Below are 18883 nucleotides of genomic sequence, written 5' to 3'. Positions count from 1 at the left end.
TAGTTAAGTGGGTTGATAAGGGATTTCCACAAACCACTTTGGCAAATGGGGAAGTCGATTAATCTGTTTTTCCAACTCTGCCATTGCCTCCTGGGTCAACTTCACCCCATTGCGGTAAACCTTGTCAATGAGCTTGACAACTGGATTTTTTCCTTTGAAGGTCAAAGATTCGGCTCCATCGAAGCACCGTTTCCACACTATCGAGTAAACTCCCATTCCAATGCTGCTCCAACCAACCAAAGGTACGCTCTACTGCATTGTACTTGCTGTGGTAGGGGGGATAGTAGGCTAACTCAATGTTCAGTTGCGACTGCTGGGCAAAGGCTACCATCCGGTTCATAAACTGAGTACGACGAGAATGGTTCTCCGGCCCATTGTCTTGGTTAATCACCAATTTGTGAATGTGGCTAAAGCGGTCTTTTACCATCGCCCACCACTGCTCCAGCAAGTCCACAATACAATCTGCGGTCAGTTTAGAGCTGACAAAGAACAAGTACAGTTCATTGTATTCGGGGAGGAAAATACCATAGGGGGTCACAGAGGTGCTCGCATCAAAATCATGATCTAAGGCAATAGTGGTCACTCGCGTTTTGCCTCCGAGGTCAAACTCTCCAACTTTGACCGCTACTTTGGCATCCATTGAGATACGTAAGGTCTGCGGGTCAGCATCGGCTTGTTGATTAACCGAGTGGATTTGCTCAAAGATGGCATCCGTTTCCGGTATTTTCTTTTGCGGTTTCGCCTTGACTACTCGTTTTAATCTATATCCCATCTCGTTTAATCGGCAACGAATTGTCTCCTCACTGGGTAATTCCTCCGGATGGTAGCCTTTCTGCTCTATCAATTGACGACGCACTTGCGATGCACTTATCCGGCTGTATAAACGGGTGCTGGGTGAAACTAGGATCGGTCTGTGCCTGGGGTTCTACCAAGGCTCGTCTGTCTTCGAGCAAATTAGGTAATTTTTCTTCTACTCGCTTGCGTCCACTGCGATGATAACCATCTTCGAGTGCTTGTCCACTGGTCAATTCCCCCATCCCTTTGCGGATTGTTCGCCGATTCCATCCCAATTCTCGTTCGGCAAAGGTTTGCCCTCCAATCCCTAATGAGCGCACCACTTCTGCCATAAATTGTCGTCGGTCACTGCCTTTCAGCTTTTGGGCAGTTTTGATATAAAGGGCTTTCAGACTATCGGTTAGTTGGATCAGGGATGCTGGTTTCATGCGAGTTCCTCACTCTGAGGATTTTCCCGTTATTATAGGATCAATCATTCTCTGTAATTCTCTAAGAAACTCGGTCATCTGACCGTGGCAACGGAAGACTTTACTCAATTCTAGCAAGCAAAAAATCAACTCATTGATTGAACGAACAAAACTGATAACTGATAACTGAATTTAGATAGAGACTTCGCTTAATTCGCGGGTGAGATGATCAAAGGGTTCAGCGATCAAAGAGGTGTCGGCAATACCCGCCTCAGTAGCCATGGTTTGAATCATTTCGCTCATGATTTGGATACCGCGCACCGTCGGACCGATGGGAACACCGAGGGAATTATAGGTTTCCCGCAGTCCTTGCAGCACCCGCTCATCTAGAACATTAGTATCAGCCGCTACTAGGGCATAACTGGCATAGCGGAGATAGTAATCCATATCCCGCAGACAGGCAGAATAACGACGGGTGGTATAGGCATTACCCCCGGCGCGGATCAATTCGGGAACTTCTTCAAATAGACGAATCGCCGCCCCACGCACGAGCGCCGCCGAATTAGCGTTAATTAGGGCGGCGGCAGCTAGACGGGCAGTTCCCGAGGCAAAATATTGTTTAAGATTGTCGATCGCATCTCGATCAAGATAACGTCCGGTGACATCGTATTTTCTAATCAGGCTAGTTACCGCGTCTCGCATTATTAAGTTTCTCCCAACAGCAATAAAGACATTTTTGAGTTTCGCTTTATTTATAATCTCACAGGGTTGAACTTCGGGGGACATCCCTAGTCTAACTCTCTTGTTTGTCTAACAATTTGTTGTTTTTTTGAGACATTTCTTTACATTTAAGGCATTGGGTGGACTTGCTCTGAGTCGCGGAATTATCCCTTATTAGTCGAGGTGGTGGACGAAGCGCTCAAAATAACGAGATTATCGCGATGAATGATGGTTTCTGCAGCCATATAACCTAATAAACTGGCAATACGCCCGGAATGTTCACCTTTAACTCGATCGATCTCCTCACTACTATAATTAACAATTCCCCTGGCAATTTCCCGGCCTTCTCGATCGCACAATTGCACCGATTCCGAGGCGCTAAATTCCCCCTCCACTTTGGTAATCCCGGCCGCTAGGAGAGATTTTCCCCCCTGACAAATGGCTTGAATCGCTCCAGCATCGAGATAGATTTTACCCATGGGCATTAGTCCGTAGGCGATCCAGCGTTTGCGGGCGTTATCGCTGCGTTTTTGTGCCTCAAAACGGGTTCCAATCGCCTCTCCTGCCATAATTTTTAAGATATTGCTGGGCTGCCGTCCCCTAGTAATCGCCATTTCTACACCGGCACTGGTGGCAATCCGGGCCGCTGCCAATTTAGTCGCCATACCCCCGGTCCCCCACTGACTGCCACTACTACCGGCATCGATCGATAGTTGCGCTAATTCTGCGGGAGTAACTCGGGCAATGGCTTCTGCTTCGGGAAATAGTCGCGGATCGGCACTGTAGAGGCGATCCACATCGGTAAGGATAAATAACCAGTCAGCCTCGATTAAACTGGCAACAAGGGCTGATAAAGTGTCATTATCGCCGAATTTTAACTCATCGATCGCCACGGTGTCATTTTCGTTGACAATGGCAATCACCCCTAATTCAAACAAAGCCTGAAAAGTATTATAGGCGTTGACATAACAGGTGCGTTCCATCAATTCGGGACGGGTCAGCAAAATTTGGGCGATCGGTTGACCAAGACTGGTAAAGAGGTCATCATAGATCCGCATCAGACGACCTTGACCGACGGCAGCGATCGCTTGTTTGAGGGCGATTTTTTTCGGTCTTTCCTGTATTCCCAGACGACGGCAGCCCACTCCCACGGCCCCGGAAGATACTAATACCACCCGATGACCGGCAGCGCGCAATCGGGTGAGGACTTCCACTAAAGCGGCGATCGTGGAGAGGGATAATTGGCCGGTTTCATTATCGGTCAAACTGGAAGTACCGATTTTGATCACTATGGTTTGGTTCATCGTCTCTAGAAATATGTCTGGCCAAATTATCGAGCATAGCCATATTATTCAGCCTAACCCGTTTTTGCCCCCATCTTTACTCTGACCGCAGTGAAAGCTAAATGCGAGGTCTATCGACAACGCAATTGAGATTGGCAGAAGTTGACCAATTCCCACTGGTGGAAATTGTTCCTGAAGTAGTTAATTTGGCTGAAACTTATTTCTCTAGGTTACAAATTCCTGAAAAAGCGAGATTAGATGCTTATCATTTAGCCTTAGCGACTTGGTATAGTCAGGATTTTTTGGTTTCTTGGAACTGTACCCACACTGTTAGTGCTAGAGTGAGAAGAACCCTTGAGGAAATTAATGCTCAATTGGGATTTTGGACACCGATTATTTGTACTCCTGAAGAATTAATGTAGGAGAAGTATAATGTTAGACCCTATCCTTGAAGAGATTCGTCAAATTCGGTATCAAATCGAAAAAGATTGCCAGGATAATCCCCAAATTCTCTCTGAATATTTATATCGAGTTCAATATCAATATTCTGAGCGATTAGTGCGCCGTTCCCCTCAACCTGCTTTACAAATTGCCCCAGGATAGTCGCCTTGTGCTGATCCAAAAAAAACTCATCTGACTGAATGAAGGGGGAATTTGTTGTGTTTTTGGACACAAATTAGCCAAAGGTTTTGAGAGCTTTAGTTATTGGTTTTCCTCAATTTCTTGCGCTGATTTTAATATGTCTAAATACAATCTTTGATTAACGCGAAAACCTGCTTTAATAATCAAATCATCTATTAACGGCTGAATGGTAGAAATCAATCTTCTTTTTTTGGCAATTAATAAAACACCTAAAATCCCAATAACATTTAATCCTAAACTAATAGCTTTCTTTCTGCCAGGGTTCTCGTCTATAATGACTCTATCAGCATTTAAAGAAATTGCTAAAGCTATCGTTTCTGATTCTCCCCGATGTAATTCTTTTTGTAACTCTTTCAATAATAACCGATCTTCTAACTCTCGCTTTTCTATCCAGGATAGGGTTTGAACTTCAATAGTTCCAGGAACAGCATAACCTAATCCCGTCAGTTCTTCATAAACAGCTAGGGGAATAATAATTGTTCCATAAATATCATGGAGCAAGTTAAGATAGCCGATAGCAGCTAAACTGGTAATCGGAGAGGTGTTACTGACAACAATCACAGATCGCCTAATGTTTTTAGAGTTTGTAATTCTTGTTGCCAATCTACACTATCATAATTTACGCAAATATTTCTCTGAGCGAGTTCTTGACGAAATTCAATTAAAGATAAGTTGGCAAAATCAGCCGCTTTTGCGCTACTGATATGATAATCTCTAAACATAATGATTGCCAGTTCTAGTCGCAACAGTTGCTCGTTTTTTCCTGTTGCTTGTATAATTTCGTTGGGAATCAAAATGCTCATGAAATTTTACGATATTTATATGAGAGTTGCTATCATACCACAAAAAACTAGGCTCTTCTGGTTTTCGTGTGTTAATTTTTGTTATGAATTAAAGCAAGCAAACAGCTTAAGTCGAAGATGTTCAAAATTGGTAAATCCATAACTTATTCTTTTAATAAGCTTTATTTTGGTATTCATTCCCTCAATTAATCCGTTGGTTGTCTGATTTTCAAAGTAATTACAAATACCAGGCAAATGCTTCTGGATCATACTGGCACTACTTTGATATAATATTCCGCCTATTCTTATCCATTTTTCCAATTTTCTCTCAGCACCTCTGAACGTTCTACTACTTTGATAAATTTGTCTAATTTCTTCTTTCATTTCCCAGGCTATTCCCAAGCAGGGATGTTCTTTTAAGATAACTTCTAGTTGTTGTTTTTGCTCGTCCTTTAAGTCCTCTTTATTCTTCCATAATAAATGAGGTAATCCTTTTTCATGCACCCCCATTAACTTTCTCAATTTATTAAGCTCGTCATTGATGATAGCCATTACATGAAAACGGTCATAGATGATTTTAGCATTGGGAAATAATTCCTTGATCACTGCTGTAAATCCTGACCACATATCGACGCTCACTTCTTTCACTTTCTCCCGAACTGCGTCTGGCTGTGCTTTTAAGGCTTCCATTAATTCTTCTTGCTTATGTCCTTTAATCACATCTAGTAAAATTTTCTTGTCTAGATCTACGACCGTTGTTATGAAATCTTTATGTCCTTTTAAGTTACTAAACTCATCTAAGCTTATTCGTTCTGGTGCTTCCCACTCTTCCTTTTCTAGTTCTTTAGCAGAGTGATTAAATATTAACTCAACTTCTTCCCATCCCAACCCTTCTTCTCGACTTATTTCTTCGATACTACAATTTTTTACTCTCTCATAAATCATCGATTCATAGCGAACTGTATGATGCTGTCTTAATCTCATAAAACTCAGTCTTTCGCTGATATACTTTTGGCACTTTTGACAATGAAACTGGCGGCGTGGTACTTCTAAATATACTCGATTGCCTAATATTGACAAATCTCTGACTAGATTATACTCTGTCTGATTGATTCTGTCCAAGGTTTCATGGCAATTCGGACATTCAATTGTTTCATTTAAAAGAGCGAGCTTTAGGAAAATTGTCTGCTCAATTTTTTGATAATTGACCACTGTTACATTTGGTAAATCGAGGAGTTGATCAAAATTTATCCACATAACCCACCTCCTGTTCTGTGTTACTATTATACCATGCTCACACAGAACCTAGAAGAGCCAAAACTACTTGTGATCAATCAATTAATAAAAATTAATGAATGGAAACACGGGCAAAAAAATAAACCCCCTCAAGATTGATTGAAGGGGCATTTATGGTATTTTTAGAAGCAATTTAGCCTACTTTTGTGGTCTCTTTTTCTTCGGATTGGGAGGGTTTTATTTGGCGCTTAAGGGTTGAAGCTGCGCCGGAGCCGAAGGTGATGATACTCAAACTGTTATTTTTTGTACTGTATATTTTTTGGTTATTTCCTTGGGATGTCTGAACAATTGACCTTCATTTTGGTAGAAAACTTCATAATCTGGTGCCAGTTCAAGAAGTAACTGTTTCCATAAACTAATTCCTTCTTGTTTAAAATCCATTTCAGCTTGCTGATTAGGAAAATCTGATAAAGGTGGATAGTCTTGATTTAAAGTCTTATCGTAAGTATCCTGCCATGCGTTTAAACGTTGAATGGTTGCTTGACTTAATGGTAATTCTTCAGGAGCAATGTTATCAATTTCATCTACTCCCCAAAGTGGGTAACTTCCATAATCTGCCCAAAGTTTGATTCTGATTGCCATAACTATCATTCCTGAATAAGTTTATTAATTAATCGCGTTGGAGTTGGATTAGCACTCACTAAGTAACCATTAGGACTAATTTCTAGAGAAACATACTGAATAATTCCATTGATTTCTACTTGATAAATTATGCGACTTTTTCCTTGTATGCCAATAATTGTCCCCTCACTAATAGCTGTTATAATTAAATCAGGAATTTGTGCTTCGGTAATACCTCTCTGGAGAAAATCTTCTCGATGATTTTCTAGAATATGCAGTAATCCAGAACCTCTCTCTCCTCCTTTTCCGGTTTCTAGAAAAATAATTTTCCCCTTAGGGTCTTGAGTAATTCTGATAATATTTTCTGGGGTATGTTTGATTCCTGCTTTGTTAAGTTCAGCAATCAGGAGTTTTTTCTGAGCGTTGTTGGGATGTTCCATCATTGCCGATTATAGCTCAAGATTGCGTAAGTTGATCTAGTTTAATCATCCCTCAATTATACAATAAACCCCCTCAAGATTGATTGAAGGGGCATTTATGGTATTTTTAGAAGCAATTTAGCCTACTTTTGTAGTTTCCTTTTCTGAGGATTTGGACGACTTGAGTTTGCGTTTGAGGGTTGAGGCTGCTCCGAGGGTGCCGAGGGCTAGGAGACTGAGGATGGAGGAGGGTTCAGGAACACATGGTAAACCATTGCTTTCATTAAATGACACTAAGGCTACATTTTTACTTGGTGTATTCAGCAATAAATCTTGAAGTGTTTTCTTGTTATTATTAACAGTACAAAAATTGCAATTGTAAATATCTCCACCACCCGAAGGTTTTGGAGGTTTTGGTTTCTTTTTTGAACTAACGCTAAAGTTCCCTGTAGTGAAATTAGATATCGCTATTGTTGCAGGATACACATAACTACTGTTTGTCGTCCCTGTACCTATTCCTTGAAAATTTTGGTTTGGTAGTCCGTCTTGTCTGAATATTCCCTTAAATGTATCGTTCCATATACGATCACCTGATGTTTCATCGCCTATCTTAGTCGCAGATAAGATATTCCCGTTTTCTTGAAGAGTTATAGTAAGAGGGTCACTAAATCCAACAGCAGTTGCTAATAAATTATATTCAGCAGTAACTGTGCCCGTATCATAATTAAATTCGAAGAATGACTCCAAGTCTGGATCTAAACTAATACTAAGTTCTCCAGTATTTATAATTCCAGAACCTATATCTAAATCTAAATTATTGACAGTGCCACTGTAAAAACTAAAAATATTTCTGTCAATTCCAGTAAGAAAATCTCCCGGAGAACCTAATATAGGCGTAGCAGCATTTACGGAAGAAGAAAGAAAACATCCAAAAGCTAAAACTCCAGTTACTATTGATGTAGTTTTTGCTGTCGCTACCAAGGCACAAGTCGAGTTTTTCATTTTAGCTGTTCCAGATTTTAGTGCGATCGCCCCCCTCATATCTCAGGTCAAACAACAGCGCAACCCAACACCAAAGGGGATTGAAAACAACAATACACATTACCCCCCCCCGCACTGTATCCTACGATACAATTTAATAAAATCTTTATATTTCTCTCCCAACCAGCGATTCACCTGGGACAATGGAATTTAGTAAACTTCATCGTGTGTTCCTATATCTACGAGTAATACCTTATTTTCAGCCATAAATTTGAAGATAAGCCGATATTCATAGGTAATACTAAAAGCCAAATAGCCTTTTAAATTTCCACTTAATCTATGAGTTTTTAATGAAGAGTGAAATGGCTCAGAACAAAATAAGGTTAATTTATTCTCAAATTTTGCAATCAAATCTGGATGTTTCTTCTTCCATTTCTTGAGAATTTTTAAAAATGGCTCATCCCAGACAATATTAATCATCACTATCCAAAGCACTCATTAAGTCAGCCACCGTACCAGATGTAACATGACCTTGCTCATAATTTTCCTCAGCTTGTTTACCTCTAGCAGCAAGTTGGGAACGTCTTAGCTCACGAATTCTTTTATTGAGAGTATCAGCAATGAAATATTGCTCCTCTTCAGGAAGGCAAGAGATAGTGTTCAAAATTTCATTAACATTCATAAGCTGTATAACCAGTCGCTCTTTATTTTGATAGGAGAAGTCAATTGAGATATGTAGCCATTAATTATTTCATTTTAAATTTTACCACATTTATAAGTGCATCCTAACAGTGCGATCGCAGTGATTCACAGGAGAAGGAGTCTCAGGTGGTTTTCCCTGCTTTACTCCTTCTCAGGCAAACTATCCTCTTCCGTGAGGGATTGTGGCGCGGCACGTCGGATTCGGTATTATTTATAAATATCACCACGAGAACCGATCTCAGTGATAATGAAAAGCCGTTCTTCTCGATTGACTTGCATTAATACCCGATAATTACCAACTCGCAGACGATAACTCTCTCGCCCTTGGAGTTTCTTGAAATCTGTCTGAGTAGGACTAACCAGCAATTGATCCAGTTCATTTAAGATACGCTCTTGGCTACGAGGCTGTAACCGTTTTAGGTAACGCTCGGCTGGTTTTAAGATGATGTAACGCCACATCCTAATTCAGCCTTTAACTTTACTAAGGATTTGCCAGGATCGCGCCCTTCTAGATACTCCTGATAGGCTTTCTCTGCCGCTTTAATTTCTTCGGGAAGCACGTCATCAGCCGTCTCAGAAGTTTCTAAATACTCTAGGAATTGCTCAATATCTACAGCACTCTGGTTCTTCATGCTACTGCCTTTACTTCCTTATTGTTTTTCTTGCTTTCATTAACCATCATAAAACAAAAGAGGGATTGTGGCGCGGTATGTCGGATTCGCCTTTGCGTTCTCCCTTGACTGCCCCTCAACGCGATCGCTAACCAAATTAAACACGAATATATTGCCATAAAAACGTAAAAGCTTGGTCTCCAAACCCTTGAGGACAAGATAGGCTGCACCCGCTCATTCTGTCGGTTGGAGGGGGGAAACCCGTTACTGATTCTGTTCACTGAGAAGGACTAATTTTATTGGTGTAGAATAATTGATGTTCCCAATATTCAGGCGCTCAAATGGATTTCAATTACTCTGGTTAAATCAGTCAGTCTAATTTCGGCTATTATTGATTTAGAGATTAGATAGCCAAAGCTTTGATGGCAACTTTAATTAAAGTATAAAAACGGGGTTCAGTCACGTTGACTTCTCTAGCTTGTTGCCGATTTTTGCCTAATAAACCAATGCGTTGCCCTTTCTGCACGACTAAAATATCGCCCTGTTCATTTTTGATGCGAATCTCGTTTAAATCACCCCAAAAACTACATTGATACATTTTTTCGGCGTGCATAAAAATTGCTTTTTTAATATTATTATTTTCTTGGGGTAATCGCACTCCCACTAATTCAATTTCTATAGTTGTATTGCCGTTCCAAGTATTTTCTTTTAGTTTATAGGCAACATCTAAACGATTTGGCAAAGGACAATATTCGCCCCAACGCCAAGCTAATGCCTTAATTCTGGTATCATCGGTTTGAGCTAGTAATAATTTTAAATGATTTTTTCCGATAGTTTTCTGTTCCACTACCCGCACGTTAGGAGTCCAAAAAACGGGTAATTCATTGCCAATTCCCCAGGGTTGCAAACTATCAATTTGTTGAAAAAGTTCGAGAGTAATTTGTTTAAAGTCAATGATAGTATCAATTTTAATTAAAGGTTTTAATTGTTCTATTTGTAAAATTTTGTGAGAAAATTGACTTAATCTTTGTTTAAATGCTAGTAAATTAGCTGTGGGTAAACTAAAACCCCCCGCCATTTTATGACCGCCAAATTTTCCTAGTAAATCTTGGCAAAATTGCAGGGCTTCAAAAACGTGAAATTCTTCAATTCCTCTGGCAGAACCGCGAATTTTACCCGCATCTTCTTCCTCGTAAGTACCGATAAAAACTGGCACTCCGTAGCGTTCCACTAGACGGGAGGCCACAATACCAATTACCCCATGATGCCAATCTTTTTCGACTAACACTAAAACTCGATCTTGTTGCCAAAGAATCGGCGTTTTTTCCACTAATTTAATCGCTTCTTCTTCAATTTTTTCGCACAATTCTTGACGAGTACGATTAATTTGTTCGCACTGCATCGCCCTTTCTAAGGCAATTCCTGCGTCATCGGTGGTTAATAATTCAATAACTATCTGGGGATCACCAATTCTGCCAATGGCATTAATTCTCGGTCCCAATTTAAAGCCAATATCATCCGGTTGTAATTGCTTTTGTTCCTCGCTAATTCCCGCTATTTGCATCAGGGATTGAATGCCAACTAATTGGGATTTGGGTAATTTTCTTAAACCCCGTTTTAACCAGCGACGATTTACCCCAATTAATGGGGCTAAATCTGCGATAGTGCCTAGGGTAAATAATGCTAATAATGACTCGGTTAATCCCTGTAATTTACCCATTTTTTGGGCAGTTGTCACCGCTAAAATATAGGCGACTCCCACCCCCGCTAATCCCTGATAGGGAGAGTTCGGGGTTAATAATTTTGGGTTGAGAATAGCGGAGGCATTTGGTAAAATTGGCGGCAGATCGTGATGATCGGTGATAATAACTTTTAATCCTAATTCTATCGCTAGGGCGATCGGTTCGTGAGCGGAAATACCATTATCAACGGTGAGAATCAATCCGACTCCCGATTCGGCAAATTCTTCGACAATGCGCTGATTAATTCCGTATCCCTCTTTCATGCGACTGGGAATTGCATGATTCACGTCCGCACCGAGATGTCTCAAGGCTCTTAACAGTAAAGATGTACTGGTCATGCCATCGGCATCGTAGTCCCCACAGATAGCAATTTTATCGCGTCTAGCGATCGCTTTTACTAATAAATTAACACTTTTTTCTAAGTCGGGAAATTCTCCTAGGGGAGAGGGTAGGATATCCACTTCAGGATCTATATAAGTTTTAGCTAATTCGGGGGTATCAATACCGCGATTAATTAAGATAGTTGCTAATAAGAATGATAGTCCCATTTCTCGCGCTAACCCCTCGATTTTTTCGGGATTAGTTGCGGCAATATACCAGCGTTGGATGGGATATTTGTAGGCCATTTTTTGTTAAGTAAAAAGCTAGGGTGCGTTAGGGCAGCGTAACGCACCAAAAACAGGGTTAAAAGCGGATTTGGATGGCCCCAGCAGGAGGTTGAAAGGGGAGATTATTATTATTAATTCTCAGGGGAGAAGCGGGTACTACCTGCACATTTGGGGTGGTGGGTTGACTTTCGTTGGTACTCAGTAAAGTCAATTGATTAATACTAGGATTAATCGCAAATTGTTGGGTGATAACTCCCGACGGACAACAGGAAGGATCCCGGGGGAGAAATCTTCTCATATTGACGGTGATCATACCATCTTTGGCACTCAGATTATCGACAATTACTCGATCTGCTAACAGGACAGTATCGGTGTTAGTGGCAGTACCGTTATTATCGATCACTAGGGCTAAATAATGTAATTGCTGTTGCTCTCTGGTAATCACTCTTAATACGGCAATCCCATCAGTCCTTTGATCATTATTATAGTCCCCCATCAAAGCTTCTCGACTGACTTGCACTCCTAAAATCTGTCCCTCATTGGATTGAAAAATACCATCGCTGACAATTACGGAACCCCGATTGGGAATGTTATAGACGGTGTTTCTTAAATTATCGACGCTCAGGGGTGTAGATTGGGCAAGTAAGGGCAGAGAATTGTTTAATAATAAACTGATACCCAGGAGGATAGATTGAGGTAAAACTGCTAATTTAATCATGGTTGTAATGGATTGGGTATATTTTCTTGAGTATCGAATAACCGCACGTTATTAATGGTACAAACCATCCCCTGTTGTGCCGCTAATTTATCTCGCCATTGGCTTAATTGTTGTTGACCATTACTACCATTTAACCAATAAACTGTCAAGAGGCCGAGGGTTTGTTCTGGTTCACAGGAAAAACCGAGAGTTTGATCGGGTATATCGGTATTTCCTTCACCACATTGCCAACCTTGTTTTTCAATTAATTCTTTCCAACCTTTCTCTTCTTTGGCAGCCACAGCAATGCGTTGATCTCCTCGGTTACAAAGCCAATTTTTCTGCTGGGTGGGATCATTGGGTAGATCACCAAGATTGGGGGAATTTTGCTTAATTGGGGGAAGCGAGGGAACTTGAGCATGAACGGAAAAAATCGGTAGTATTAAGAAAGTACCGATGAGCATTTTTAACAGTTTCATCCTTTAAAATTGCCATATTTAGGGATTTATGCCTTTAGAATATCACGTTTTTGAGATATAGATAAAATACTCTCTTAAGATATGTTTAAATCTCTAATTATGGTTTCGATCGCATCAAAGGAAAATTCTCTGGCTAACTGTTGTAAACCTTGGGCAAGGGTAGCATAATCGGGGGGAATTTCTGCGGTTAGGGCGATAATTTTTTCATCATCACATTCTCGCGCCGCTTGTTGCAATTGTCTAATCCAGTCGGGATTGATTAATTTTAATAGGGATTGCAGGGAATCGAGGAAAACTGGCGAATAATTGGGTTGATTTGGCTCATTGTCGGCATAAATATATTTTAATCCCAAATATTCGCCCATTTTTTGCCAAATAACTTCCTCTCGGAAAGGTTTACGCACGAAATCATCACAACCGGCGGCAATAACCAAGGCGCGATCCTCTTCAAAAGCGCTGGCAGTTAGGGCCATTATTACCGTTTTTCCGCGATTATCAGCCTCTAACTGCCGAATTTCCCTAGTTGCTTCGTAACCGTCTTTCACTGGCATTCTCATGTCCATCCAGATAAGATGAGGTTGCCATGCTTGCCAAATTGCGATCGCTTCTTGCCCATTAGCGGCCTCTTGCACGGATAATCCTAGGGTAGCCAGGAGTTTCAGCAATAGTAAACGGCTTTCCGGTCGATCATCGACGACTAATATGCGATATTTAGGCTGATTTTCGGCTAAAGCGATAACTTTTGCCCTATTGGTTTCGGTTTTAATCTCATTTTCTCCCACCAAACCCACCTGAATATCAAAACTAAAAATACTTCCTTGACCCAGAATACTACTAACTCCGATCGCACCTCCCATCAACTCAACAAATTTTTTGCTGATAGGTAAACCCAATCCTGTCCCCTGTTGAGATTTTCGTCCCGTTTCCGTTTGGTTAAAGGGTTGAAATAGCTTATAAATCTCCTCTGGGGCGATTCCTGCGCCTGTATCTTCAATTTCCCAGAGCAATCGCTGATAATCTCCTCTTTTCTCCCCTACTTTTCCCCGGAGAGTTACCCCTCCCGACTCGGTAAACTTCAATCCGTTACCCAAGAGATTGATGAACACCTGTCGCAATTTACTTTCATCAGTACATATATATTGAGGCAGATCAGAGCTGCGATCAAAAATTAAACTTAAAGCTTTTGCTTGCGCTTGTGGACGGAGCATTTCGGCAATATTATCTAAAAGAGCGTATAAATCAAAATTACTAGGGTTAAAAACCGTTCTTCCCGCTTCTATCTTCGACATTTCTAGAATATCGTTGATTAACTCTAGTAAATGTTCCCCGCTACGATTGACAATTTCCAAATATTGCCGATATTCACTGCTGATGCTGCTATCCCGGGATATTAAGCGAGTAAAACCCAAGATAGCATTAAGAGGAGTGCGTAATTCGTGGCTCATGTTAGCTAGAAACTCACTTTTAGCTTTATTTGCCTTAACTGCCGCTTCTTTAGCTTCTTTTAACTCTTTTTCCGCTTCATATCTACTTTGTGCGATCGCAATTAATTCTCCCAGCAACCGCACAAAGGTGACATCTTCCTTTGTCCATTGCTTTTCTGCACTTGCATCCAATCCCAGATAGCCTACCGTTACCCCGCAACTATCCCACATGGGAACGATTAAGAGACAGGGAGTAGGACTATGAGCGAGAATAGTTCTTTCAGGGATAGCAGTAGCGGGTAAATCGTCTAAAGAGTTCAGTTTAACTGGAATACCGTTTAATAATTGTTCCGAAAACCAAGGAAAGGTTTCCGTCGAGAGATTTTGTGATTGTTCCCGAATCGGGATAACTTGCGGATAGTCGGGGTGACAGTATTCATAAACCATACTCCACTGCTGACGACAGGTGGAATATTGAATAATGTAACAGCGCGCACTCTGGGTAAATTGACAGAGCAGTTCTAGGGTATGATCGATCGCCAAGTGGATATCTTGAGAAATTAGTAATCTTGTCACCCGCGAGAGCAAATTATCGCGATGTGCCTGCATTTCTAGGGCTTTTTCCCGTTTTTTAGACTCTAGTTCCTCAAAATCACTCATAATCAGTTATCAGTTATCAGTTATCAGTTATCAGTTATCAGTTATCAGTTATCAGTTATCAGTTATCAGTTATCAGTTATCAGTTAAAAGGGTTTGGGGGTTGTAGGGTTTTAGGGTATTAGTTGAATTTCCCCATCACCCCACTACCCCACAACCCTACGGGAGCATCTCATTTATGCAAGTGAGTAATTATACTTATCCATAAAACTGGTTTCTAGCAAGGCTTTCAAAATAGCTTGACATAAAAACCTAATTTAGGGGTTACAAAGGTGAGATGCTCCCCACCCTACACCCCACTTCCCTACTTCCCCACTTCCCCACTTCCCCACTTCCCGTCTCCTGTCTCCCTAATCAAAAAACAGTCAACTTTTCCCCTATTATGTTCTATAGGAATTTTACCGAATCAATATGCTCAAATTATTAGCTTCTCTCCTTCTCTCCTGCTGTCTAGTCTTGGGTGTTTCCCTGTCACCGGCTGCTGCCATGGGAGTCTATGACCTTCCTATTTTAAGCCCCGGAGCGCCCACTTATGTAGTCGATCCTGTTTCGGCCATTAGTGCCGCTAACGAGGGAAAATTAAATAAAGACCTGAAAAACCTCGCCGAAAAAACCGGCCAGGAAGTGAGAATGGTGGTAGTCCGGCGCTTGGATTACGGTCAAAAAATTGACAATTTAGCCGATGATATCTTGAGAGAATGGTATCCTAACCCCGAAGATCGTGGCAATCAAACTATCATCGTTCTTGATACTTTAACCAATAAAACTGCTATGCGGGTTGGGGAGGAAGCAAAACCCCTATTAACCGATGCTATTGCTGATAGTATCCTCTCGGAAACTATGGCAGTTCCCCTCAAAGATGGGGGAAAATATAATCAAGCTTTACTCGATGCTAGTCGTCGTCTAACGGCGGTACTTTCTGGAGAAGCGGATCCCGGACCGCCGGAAGTAGCGACAATTAATATCGAAAGTACCTTTACTACCGCAGAAGAAACTGACGATAAAAGTGCCACAATTTGGGTGATAGTTTTACTGGTTTTAGCCACAGTAATCCCGATGGCCACCTATTTTTGGTACGCTGGTTTTGGTCGCTAAATTAAATTAATTATCTGGGACTGATACAGCTAAAATATTCTCACAGATAGCTCAATTCTCAGCCTGTATGAGCAAGATAAAGTGACTTATAGTAGTAGATTTTAGTTGGATCAGTTCACCCCATTTGCTTAACATTAATAACTAATGTCTAAACTGGTAAATAAACTACAATCCTATTATCGAGAGGAGGAAGGAACTTACTTAATTGAAATTAAACTTAATCAGTTACAGCAAGTCTTTAATTCTCTCGATCCTTCGCCATTTTTAGATAGAGATTTAGACGATAATGCCGAAAATTATATTATTAACTCTGTTGATGAATTTCCCCTAAATACTTCCCTTAAATTAGTCTTTTATCTTCCCAGTAACGAACAGAATACCGCCCGACTTCTGTTACCCTCAGCTTTACATAATTATTTTGACTATCGCCAACAGGGAGAACAAAGAAAATTACGCACAATTTGGCGACAGGGACGCGTATCTTTGATAATTGGTCTCTCCTTTCTTTTTGTTTGTTTGAGTCTCAGCGAATTAATTAGTCGTTTTGGCAGCGATACATTTATTCACTTCTTAGAAGAAGGACTATTAATTAGTGGTTGGGTGGCCCTCTGGCGACCTTTAGAAATTTTTCTTTACGAATGGTGGCCCGTCAGTCATCAACAAAAGATTTTTGCTAAACTGGCCTACATCCCCATTGAAATTCGTCTATTAGAGGAACCATTTACCCCGGACTCTTTTCGATAGCTCTAATCCTGCCGATGGCTTGTGTTCAAAGTTACAAAGCTTTTATTTGAAGCAGTTTACAATAAAAAAAATCCGTACAAAGCTTATCGGTTTTCAGCTTGGCTATTACTTTCTCCTCAAACTTTTAACCAAGTAGTCAGGCCTAACTTTTTTCAGTCTGGCGATTATTGGCGTTTCATCTCTACCAATCCTGACAAAATTTCATCTAGATAGGAGGACTAATGTTAATCCATGTTGGTTACGAATTTGGCTTTGATGCCCCTTTACCCTTGGTCATGTTGTTAAAACTTTATCTACACCCCTCAATTTTAGATCAAGTTAGACAATCGGAAAATTTGCAGGTGGAACCGGCAACAAAAATAGAAGAATTTTTAGATAGCTTCGGTAATCGCACCAGTCGTCTAATTTTACCCGCCGGACAGATTCGCATTCACAATGAAGCAGTTATCGAGAATGAATGGAAACCCGATATAGTTAATGGGAATGCCCAAGAAATTCCTCTAGCAGAGTTACCAACCCAAGTTTTTCCCTACCTAATGAGTAGCCGTTATTGTGAAGTAGATTTGCTTTCGGAAATTGCCTGGGAACTTTTCGGACAAACTCCCCCCGGTTGGGCAAGAGTACAAGCGGTTTGTGATTGGGTTCATAGTCACATTCGTTTTGGTTACGAATACGCGCGGGTGACGAAAACCGCCTATGATGTCTATCGGGAAAGAACGGGGGTTTGTCGCGATTTTAATCACCTAGCTTTGACTTTTTGCCGTTGCTTAAATATTCCCGCCCGTTATGTCTCCGGTTATCTCGGAGATATCGGTATTTCTCCCCAACCTCTACCGATGGATTTTAGTGCTTGGTTTGAAGTCTATTTAGACCATCAATGGTACACTTTTGATGCTCGTCATAACACCCCCAGAATCGGGCGAATTTTAATGACTCGCGGCTTAGATGCCGTCGATGCTGCCCTAACAACGTCTTTTGGTCAAGTAAATTTAACAAAATTTAAAGTATGGACGAGCGATGTTTCTCACCTCTATGCTTAATCAGAGTATTTAGGGTTTGCTGAATAAATCTAAAAACCTTGTTGGGTAAGACTTTTAGACTTTTTGTCAATCAAAAAGTACCAGGCATGGGAGTGATCAGGGGGAAAATTGAGGTACTTTTTCCCTGAAAATTAGGTAGTTGACCACCTGAAAATCGGTAAAACCCTACACCCCACACCCCACACCCCACACCCTACCCCCACCGAAAAACTTTTTCAGCAGACCCTAATTAATTTTTGAGGGTTCAAAAACGGCAAAAATAAGGATTAAATTGCCTGAAAGTGCCAGTCATTGGAGTGAACGGGGGGAATAAAACCCCACACCCCACCAACAAGCTTTTTGCCGCAAAACCCAGATAAAAATTACTTTTCTACCTTAACCCGTTGAGTAACGACAACAATCCCATCTCCTTGAATTAAAATCGCCGATAACCAACGATTTTCTGGTGTTGCCGGGGCTTTTACCCGCTTAAATAAACCGCCGGACTGTAATAATTCCAATTCTAGAGGCTTTGTATTAATATAACGCTCAATATCTACTTTCTCATCGATCGCCGTTCCGGCCAATAAATCATCCCCTAAAGGTTCGCGGATAATCACATCAAAATCAAATTCTTGACCCACTTTCACCCTTTCGGGAATTCTCACTTGAACACTGGGGGGATTTTTGCCGGTGCTTAACTCAACTCTCTCGCTTAAAATCTCCTGATAAACAAGTTTATTGCCTTGAAATTGTTGACGAGAACGAATCGTAGCATTCATTCCCACCACTCGTCCCTGCACCTTTCCCGTCCCGGTAATTTTAGTAATTGTATTGGCCGTTAACTTATCACCGGAACGACTCCAAGATTCGAGAGTCGTGGTGTATTGTAGATTGTTATAACGTTCCCAAAAATGAGTTAAAGCCTTTTTAGTTTTTTCGTAGGTCAAGCCATCAGAGTTAGTAAATTTCGGACTATAAAACTCCATTAATTGCTTGATATCTCGCTCGTTAGCCGCCGTTTCGATTTTGGAGATAAGGGTTTTTAAATTAGCTGGAGCAGTTTCTGGCTTTTCGGCTCGCAGGCCGGTAGCGAGGGTGAAAGTTAACCCCAAACCTAACAGCAACGATAGGGAAAAATTGAGGGATTGGCGAAAAAATTTATCGGGGATTGTGTTCAAGTTACGCATTAGTGATAGTTTGTGTAAGGATCGATAAC

Annotated in this window: 22 protein-coding genes and 1 pseudogene; 5 read left to right on the top strand and 18 right to left on the bottom strand. The window is 41.0% G+C overall.

The genetic code is table 11. The annotated features are described in order from the left end of the window. Positions 1-3 precede the first annotated feature (3 nt). The 3 genes and pseudogenes from GQR42_RS29895 to proB all read right to left on the bottom strand — a co-directional run bounded on the left by GQR42_RS29895 (position 4) and on the right by proB (position 3226). A pseudogene (locus GQR42_RS29895) lies at positions 4-1205 on the bottom strand (ISAzo13 family transposase). Between the two features lie 189 nt (positions 1206-1394). Then, positions 1395-1988, bottom strand: coding sequence for an allophycocyanin subunit beta (gene apcB / locus GQR42_RS08335; protein ID WP_004266814.1), 594 nt, complete (start codon positions 1986-1988; stop codon positions 1395-1397). 98 nt (positions 1989-2086) lie between these two features. After that, positions 2087-3226, bottom strand: a complete 1140-nt coding sequence (proB, locus tag GQR42_RS08330) for a glutamate 5-kinase (protein ID WP_158199607.1) — start codon at positions 3224-3226, stop codon at positions 2087-2089. Positions 3227-3327: 101 nt separating this feature from the next. On the opposite strand from proB, the gene GQR42_RS08325 reads away from it, so the two are divergent. Next, positions 3328-3627: a hypothetical protein gene (locus GQR42_RS08325; RefSeq protein WP_158199606.1), complete on the top strand. Its 300-nt coding sequence runs from the start codon at positions 3328-3330 to the stop codon at positions 3625-3627. 10 nt (positions 3628-3637) lie between these two features. Further along, a complete protein-coding gene (locus GQR42_RS08320; RefSeq protein ID WP_158199605.1) occupies positions 3638-3808 on the top strand; it encodes a hypothetical protein in 171 nt (56 codons plus the stop codon). A gap of 99 nt (positions 3809-3907) precedes the next feature. Here GQR42_RS08320 and GQR42_RS08315 read toward each other — a convergent pair whose 3' ends face one another. The 14 genes from GQR42_RS08315 to GQR42_RS08250 form a co-directional block, all read right to left on the bottom strand. After that, the gene (locus tag GQR42_RS08315) at positions 3908-4408 is read right to left on the bottom strand and encodes a DUF3368 domain-containing protein (protein WP_158199604.1); all 501 of its coding nucleotides are present in this window, start codon (positions 4406-4408) and stop codon (positions 3908-3910) included. Further along, positions 4405-4650: a UPF0175 family protein gene (locus GQR42_RS08310; protein WP_158199603.1), complete on the bottom strand. Its 246-nt coding sequence runs from the start codon at positions 4648-4650 to the stop codon at positions 4405-4407. Before GQR42_RS08310 ends, GQR42_RS08315 begins: the two co-directional genes overlap by 4 nt. A gap of 81 nt (positions 4651-4731) precedes the next feature. Further along, positions 4732-5886 (bottom strand): ISL3 family transposase, encoded by a 1155-nt coding sequence (locus tag GQR42_RS08305; protein ID WP_158199602.1) that lies wholly within the window; start codon positions 5884-5886, stop codon positions 4732-4734. Positions 5887-6153: 267 nt separating this feature from the next. Further along, the gene (locus GQR42_RS08300; RefSeq protein WP_158199601.1) at positions 6154-6507 is read right to left on the bottom strand and encodes a hypothetical protein; all 354 of its coding nucleotides are present in this window, start codon (positions 6505-6507) and stop codon (positions 6154-6156) included. Between the two features lie 5 nt (positions 6508-6512). Beyond that, positions 6513-6929: a hypothetical protein gene (locus GQR42_RS08295; RefSeq protein ID WP_158199600.1), complete on the bottom strand. Its 417-nt coding sequence runs from the start codon at positions 6927-6929 to the stop codon at positions 6513-6515. Between the two features lie 114 nt (positions 6930-7043). Next, positions 7044-7907, bottom strand: coding sequence for a PEP-CTERM sorting domain-containing protein (locus tag GQR42_RS28505; RefSeq protein WP_233271324.1), 864 nt, complete (start codon positions 7905-7907; stop codon positions 7044-7046). A 189-nt stretch (positions 7908-8096) separates the two neighbouring features. Then, positions 8097-8366, bottom strand: coding sequence for a type II toxin-antitoxin system RelE/ParE family toxin (locus GQR42_RS08285; RefSeq protein ID WP_158199599.1), 270 nt, complete (start codon positions 8364-8366; stop codon positions 8097-8099). Further along, the gene (locus GQR42_RS08280; RefSeq protein WP_199273292.1) at positions 8359-8550 is read right to left on the bottom strand and encodes a hypothetical protein; all 192 of its coding nucleotides are present in this window, start codon (positions 8548-8550) and stop codon (positions 8359-8361) included. The genes GQR42_RS08285 and GQR42_RS08280 overlap by 8 nt, the downstream gene beginning before the upstream one ends. A gap of 245 nt (positions 8551-8795) precedes the next feature. After that, a complete protein-coding gene (locus GQR42_RS08275; protein ID WP_158199597.1) occupies positions 8796-9047 on the bottom strand; it encodes a type II toxin-antitoxin system RelE family toxin in 252 nt (83 codons plus the stop codon). After that, complete coding sequence (locus GQR42_RS08270) at positions 9026-9220, bottom strand: hypothetical protein (protein WP_158199596.1); 195 nt, start codon at positions 9218-9220, stop codon at positions 9026-9028. The genes GQR42_RS08275 and GQR42_RS08270 overlap by 22 nt, the downstream gene beginning before the upstream one ends. A gap of 382 nt (positions 9221-9602) precedes the next feature. After that, positions 9603-11567, bottom strand: a complete 1965-nt coding sequence (gene recJ, locus GQR42_RS08265; RefSeq protein ID WP_158199595.1) for a single-stranded-DNA-specific exonuclease RecJ — start codon at positions 11565-11567, stop codon at positions 9603-9605. Positions 11568-11625: 58 nt separating this feature from the next. After that, entirely contained in the window at positions 11626-12267 is a 642-nt protein-coding gene (locus GQR42_RS08260) for a hypothetical protein (RefSeq protein ID WP_158199594.1), read from the bottom strand. Continuing rightward, positions 12264-12725, bottom strand: coding sequence for a hypothetical protein (locus tag GQR42_RS08255; protein ID WP_158199593.1), 462 nt, complete (start codon positions 12723-12725; stop codon positions 12264-12266). Before GQR42_RS08255 ends, GQR42_RS08260 begins: the two co-directional genes overlap by 4 nt. A 74-nt stretch (positions 12726-12799) precedes the next feature. Next, the gene (locus tag GQR42_RS08250; RefSeq protein ID WP_158199592.1) at positions 12800-14809 is read right to left on the bottom strand and encodes a GAF domain-containing hybrid sensor histidine kinase/response regulator; all 2010 of its coding nucleotides are present in this window, start codon (positions 14807-14809) and stop codon (positions 12800-12802) included. Between the two features lie 408 nt (positions 14810-15217). On the opposite strand from GQR42_RS08250, the gene psb32 reads away from it, so the two are divergent. From psb32 to GQR42_RS08235, 3 genes are all read left to right on the top strand, one after another. Further along, the gene (gene psb32 / locus GQR42_RS08245; RefSeq protein ID WP_158199591.1) at positions 15218-15901 is read left to right on the top strand and encodes a photosystem II repair protein Psb32; all 684 of its coding nucleotides are present in this window, start codon (positions 15218-15220) and stop codon (positions 15899-15901) included. Between the two features lie 144 nt (positions 15902-16045). Continuing rightward, positions 16046-16645, top strand: coding sequence for a hypothetical protein (locus GQR42_RS08240; RefSeq protein WP_158199590.1), 600 nt, complete (start codon positions 16046-16048; stop codon positions 16643-16645). A gap of 221 nt (positions 16646-16866) precedes the next feature. Next, positions 16867-17685: a transglutaminase-like domain-containing protein gene (locus GQR42_RS08235; RefSeq protein WP_158199589.1), complete on the top strand. Its 819-nt coding sequence runs from the start codon at positions 16867-16869 to the stop codon at positions 17683-17685. A 362-nt stretch (positions 17686-18047) separates the two neighbouring features. Here the strand turns inward: GQR42_RS08235 and GQR42_RS08230 are convergent, their stop codons facing one another. Next, on the bottom strand, positions 18048-18854 hold the full coding sequence (locus GQR42_RS08230; protein WP_158199588.1) for a nuclear transport factor 2 family protein: 807 nt from the start codon (positions 18852-18854) through the stop codon (positions 18048-18050). Between the last annotated feature and the right edge of the window lie 29 nt (positions 18855-18883).

Source organism: Microcystis aeruginosa FD4 (assembly GCF_009792235.1).
Lineage (GTDB): Bacteria > Cyanobacteriota > Cyanobacteriia > Cyanobacteriales > Microcystaceae > Microcystis > Microcystis viridis.
This window is presented reverse-complemented; position numbering and strand designations above follow the sequence as displayed.

Excerpts from the sequence above, each read along its gene's own strand:
- GQR42_RS08320 (WP_158199605.1), top strand. The coding sequence starts at position 3,638 with ATGTTAGACCCTATCCTTGAAGAGATTCGTCAAATTCGGTATCAAATC.
- GQR42_RS08260 (WP_158199594.1), bottom strand. The coding sequence starts at position 12,267 with ATGATTAAATTAGCAGTTTTACCTCAATCTATCCTCCTGGGTATCAGT.
- GQR42_RS08235 (WP_158199589.1), top strand. The coding sequence starts at position 16,867 with ATGTTAATCCATGTTGGTTACGAATTTGGCTTTGATGCCCCTTTACCC.
- GQR42_RS08325 (WP_158199606.1), top strand. The coding sequence starts at position 3,328 with ATGCGAGGTCTATCGACAACGCAATTGAGATTGGCAGAAGTTGACCAA.
- GQR42_RS08305 (WP_158199602.1), bottom strand. The coding sequence starts at position 5,886 with ATGTGGATAAATTTTGATCAACTCCTCGATTTACCAAATGTAACAGTG.
- GQR42_RS08240 (WP_158199590.1), top strand. The coding sequence starts at position 16,046 with ATGTCTAAACTGGTAAATAAACTACAATCCTATTATCGAGAGGAGGAA.
- GQR42_RS08295 (WP_158199600.1), bottom strand. The coding sequence starts at position 6,929 with ATGATGGAACATCCCAACAACGCTCAGAAAAAACTCCTGATTGCTGAA.
- GQR42_RS08300 (WP_158199601.1), bottom strand. The coding sequence starts at position 6,507 with ATGGCAATCAGAATCAAACTTTGGGCAGATTATGGAAGTTACCCACTT.
- GQR42_RS08255 (WP_158199593.1), bottom strand. The coding sequence starts at position 12,725 with ATGAAACTGTTAAAAATGCTCATCGGTACTTTCTTAATACTACCGATT.
- proB (WP_158199607.1), bottom strand. The coding sequence starts at position 3,226 with ATGAACCAAACCATAGTGATCAAAATCGGTACTTCCAGTTTGACCGAT.
- GQR42_RS08275 (WP_158199597.1), bottom strand. The coding sequence starts at position 9,047 with ATGTGGCGTTACATCATCTTAAAACCAGCCGAGCGTTACCTAAAACGG.
- GQR42_RS08285 (WP_158199599.1), bottom strand. The coding sequence starts at position 8,366 with ATGATTAATATTGTCTGGGATGAGCCATTTTTAAAAATTCTCAAGAAA.
- apcB (WP_004266814.1), bottom strand. The coding sequence starts at position 1,988 with ATGTCCCCCGAAGTTCAACCCTGTGAGATTATAAATAAAGCGAAACTC.
- GQR42_RS08310 (WP_158199603.1), bottom strand. The coding sequence starts at position 4,650 with ATGAGCATTTTGATTCCCAACGAAATTATACAAGCAACAGGAAAAAAC.
- recJ (WP_158199595.1), bottom strand. The coding sequence starts at position 11,567 with ATGGCCTACAAATATCCCATCCAACGCTGGTATATTGCCGCAACTAAT.
- GQR42_RS28505 (WP_233271324.1), bottom strand. The coding sequence starts at position 7,907 with ATGAAAAACTCGACTTGTGCCTTGGTAGCGACAGCAAAAACTACATCA.
- psb32 (WP_158199591.1), top strand. The coding sequence starts at position 15,218 with ATGCTCAAATTATTAGCTTCTCTCCTTCTCTCCTGCTGTCTAGTCTTG.
- GQR42_RS08270 (WP_158199596.1), bottom strand. The coding sequence starts at position 9,220 with ATGAAGAACCAGAGTGCTGTAGATATTGAGCAATTCCTAGAGTATTTA.
- GQR42_RS08230 (WP_158199588.1), bottom strand. The coding sequence starts at position 18,854 with ATGCGTAACTTGAACACAATCCCCGATAAATTTTTTCGCCAATCCCTC.
- GQR42_RS08250 (WP_158199592.1), bottom strand. The coding sequence starts at position 14,809 with ATGAGTGATTTTGAGGAACTAGAGTCTAAAAAACGGGAAAAAGCCCTA.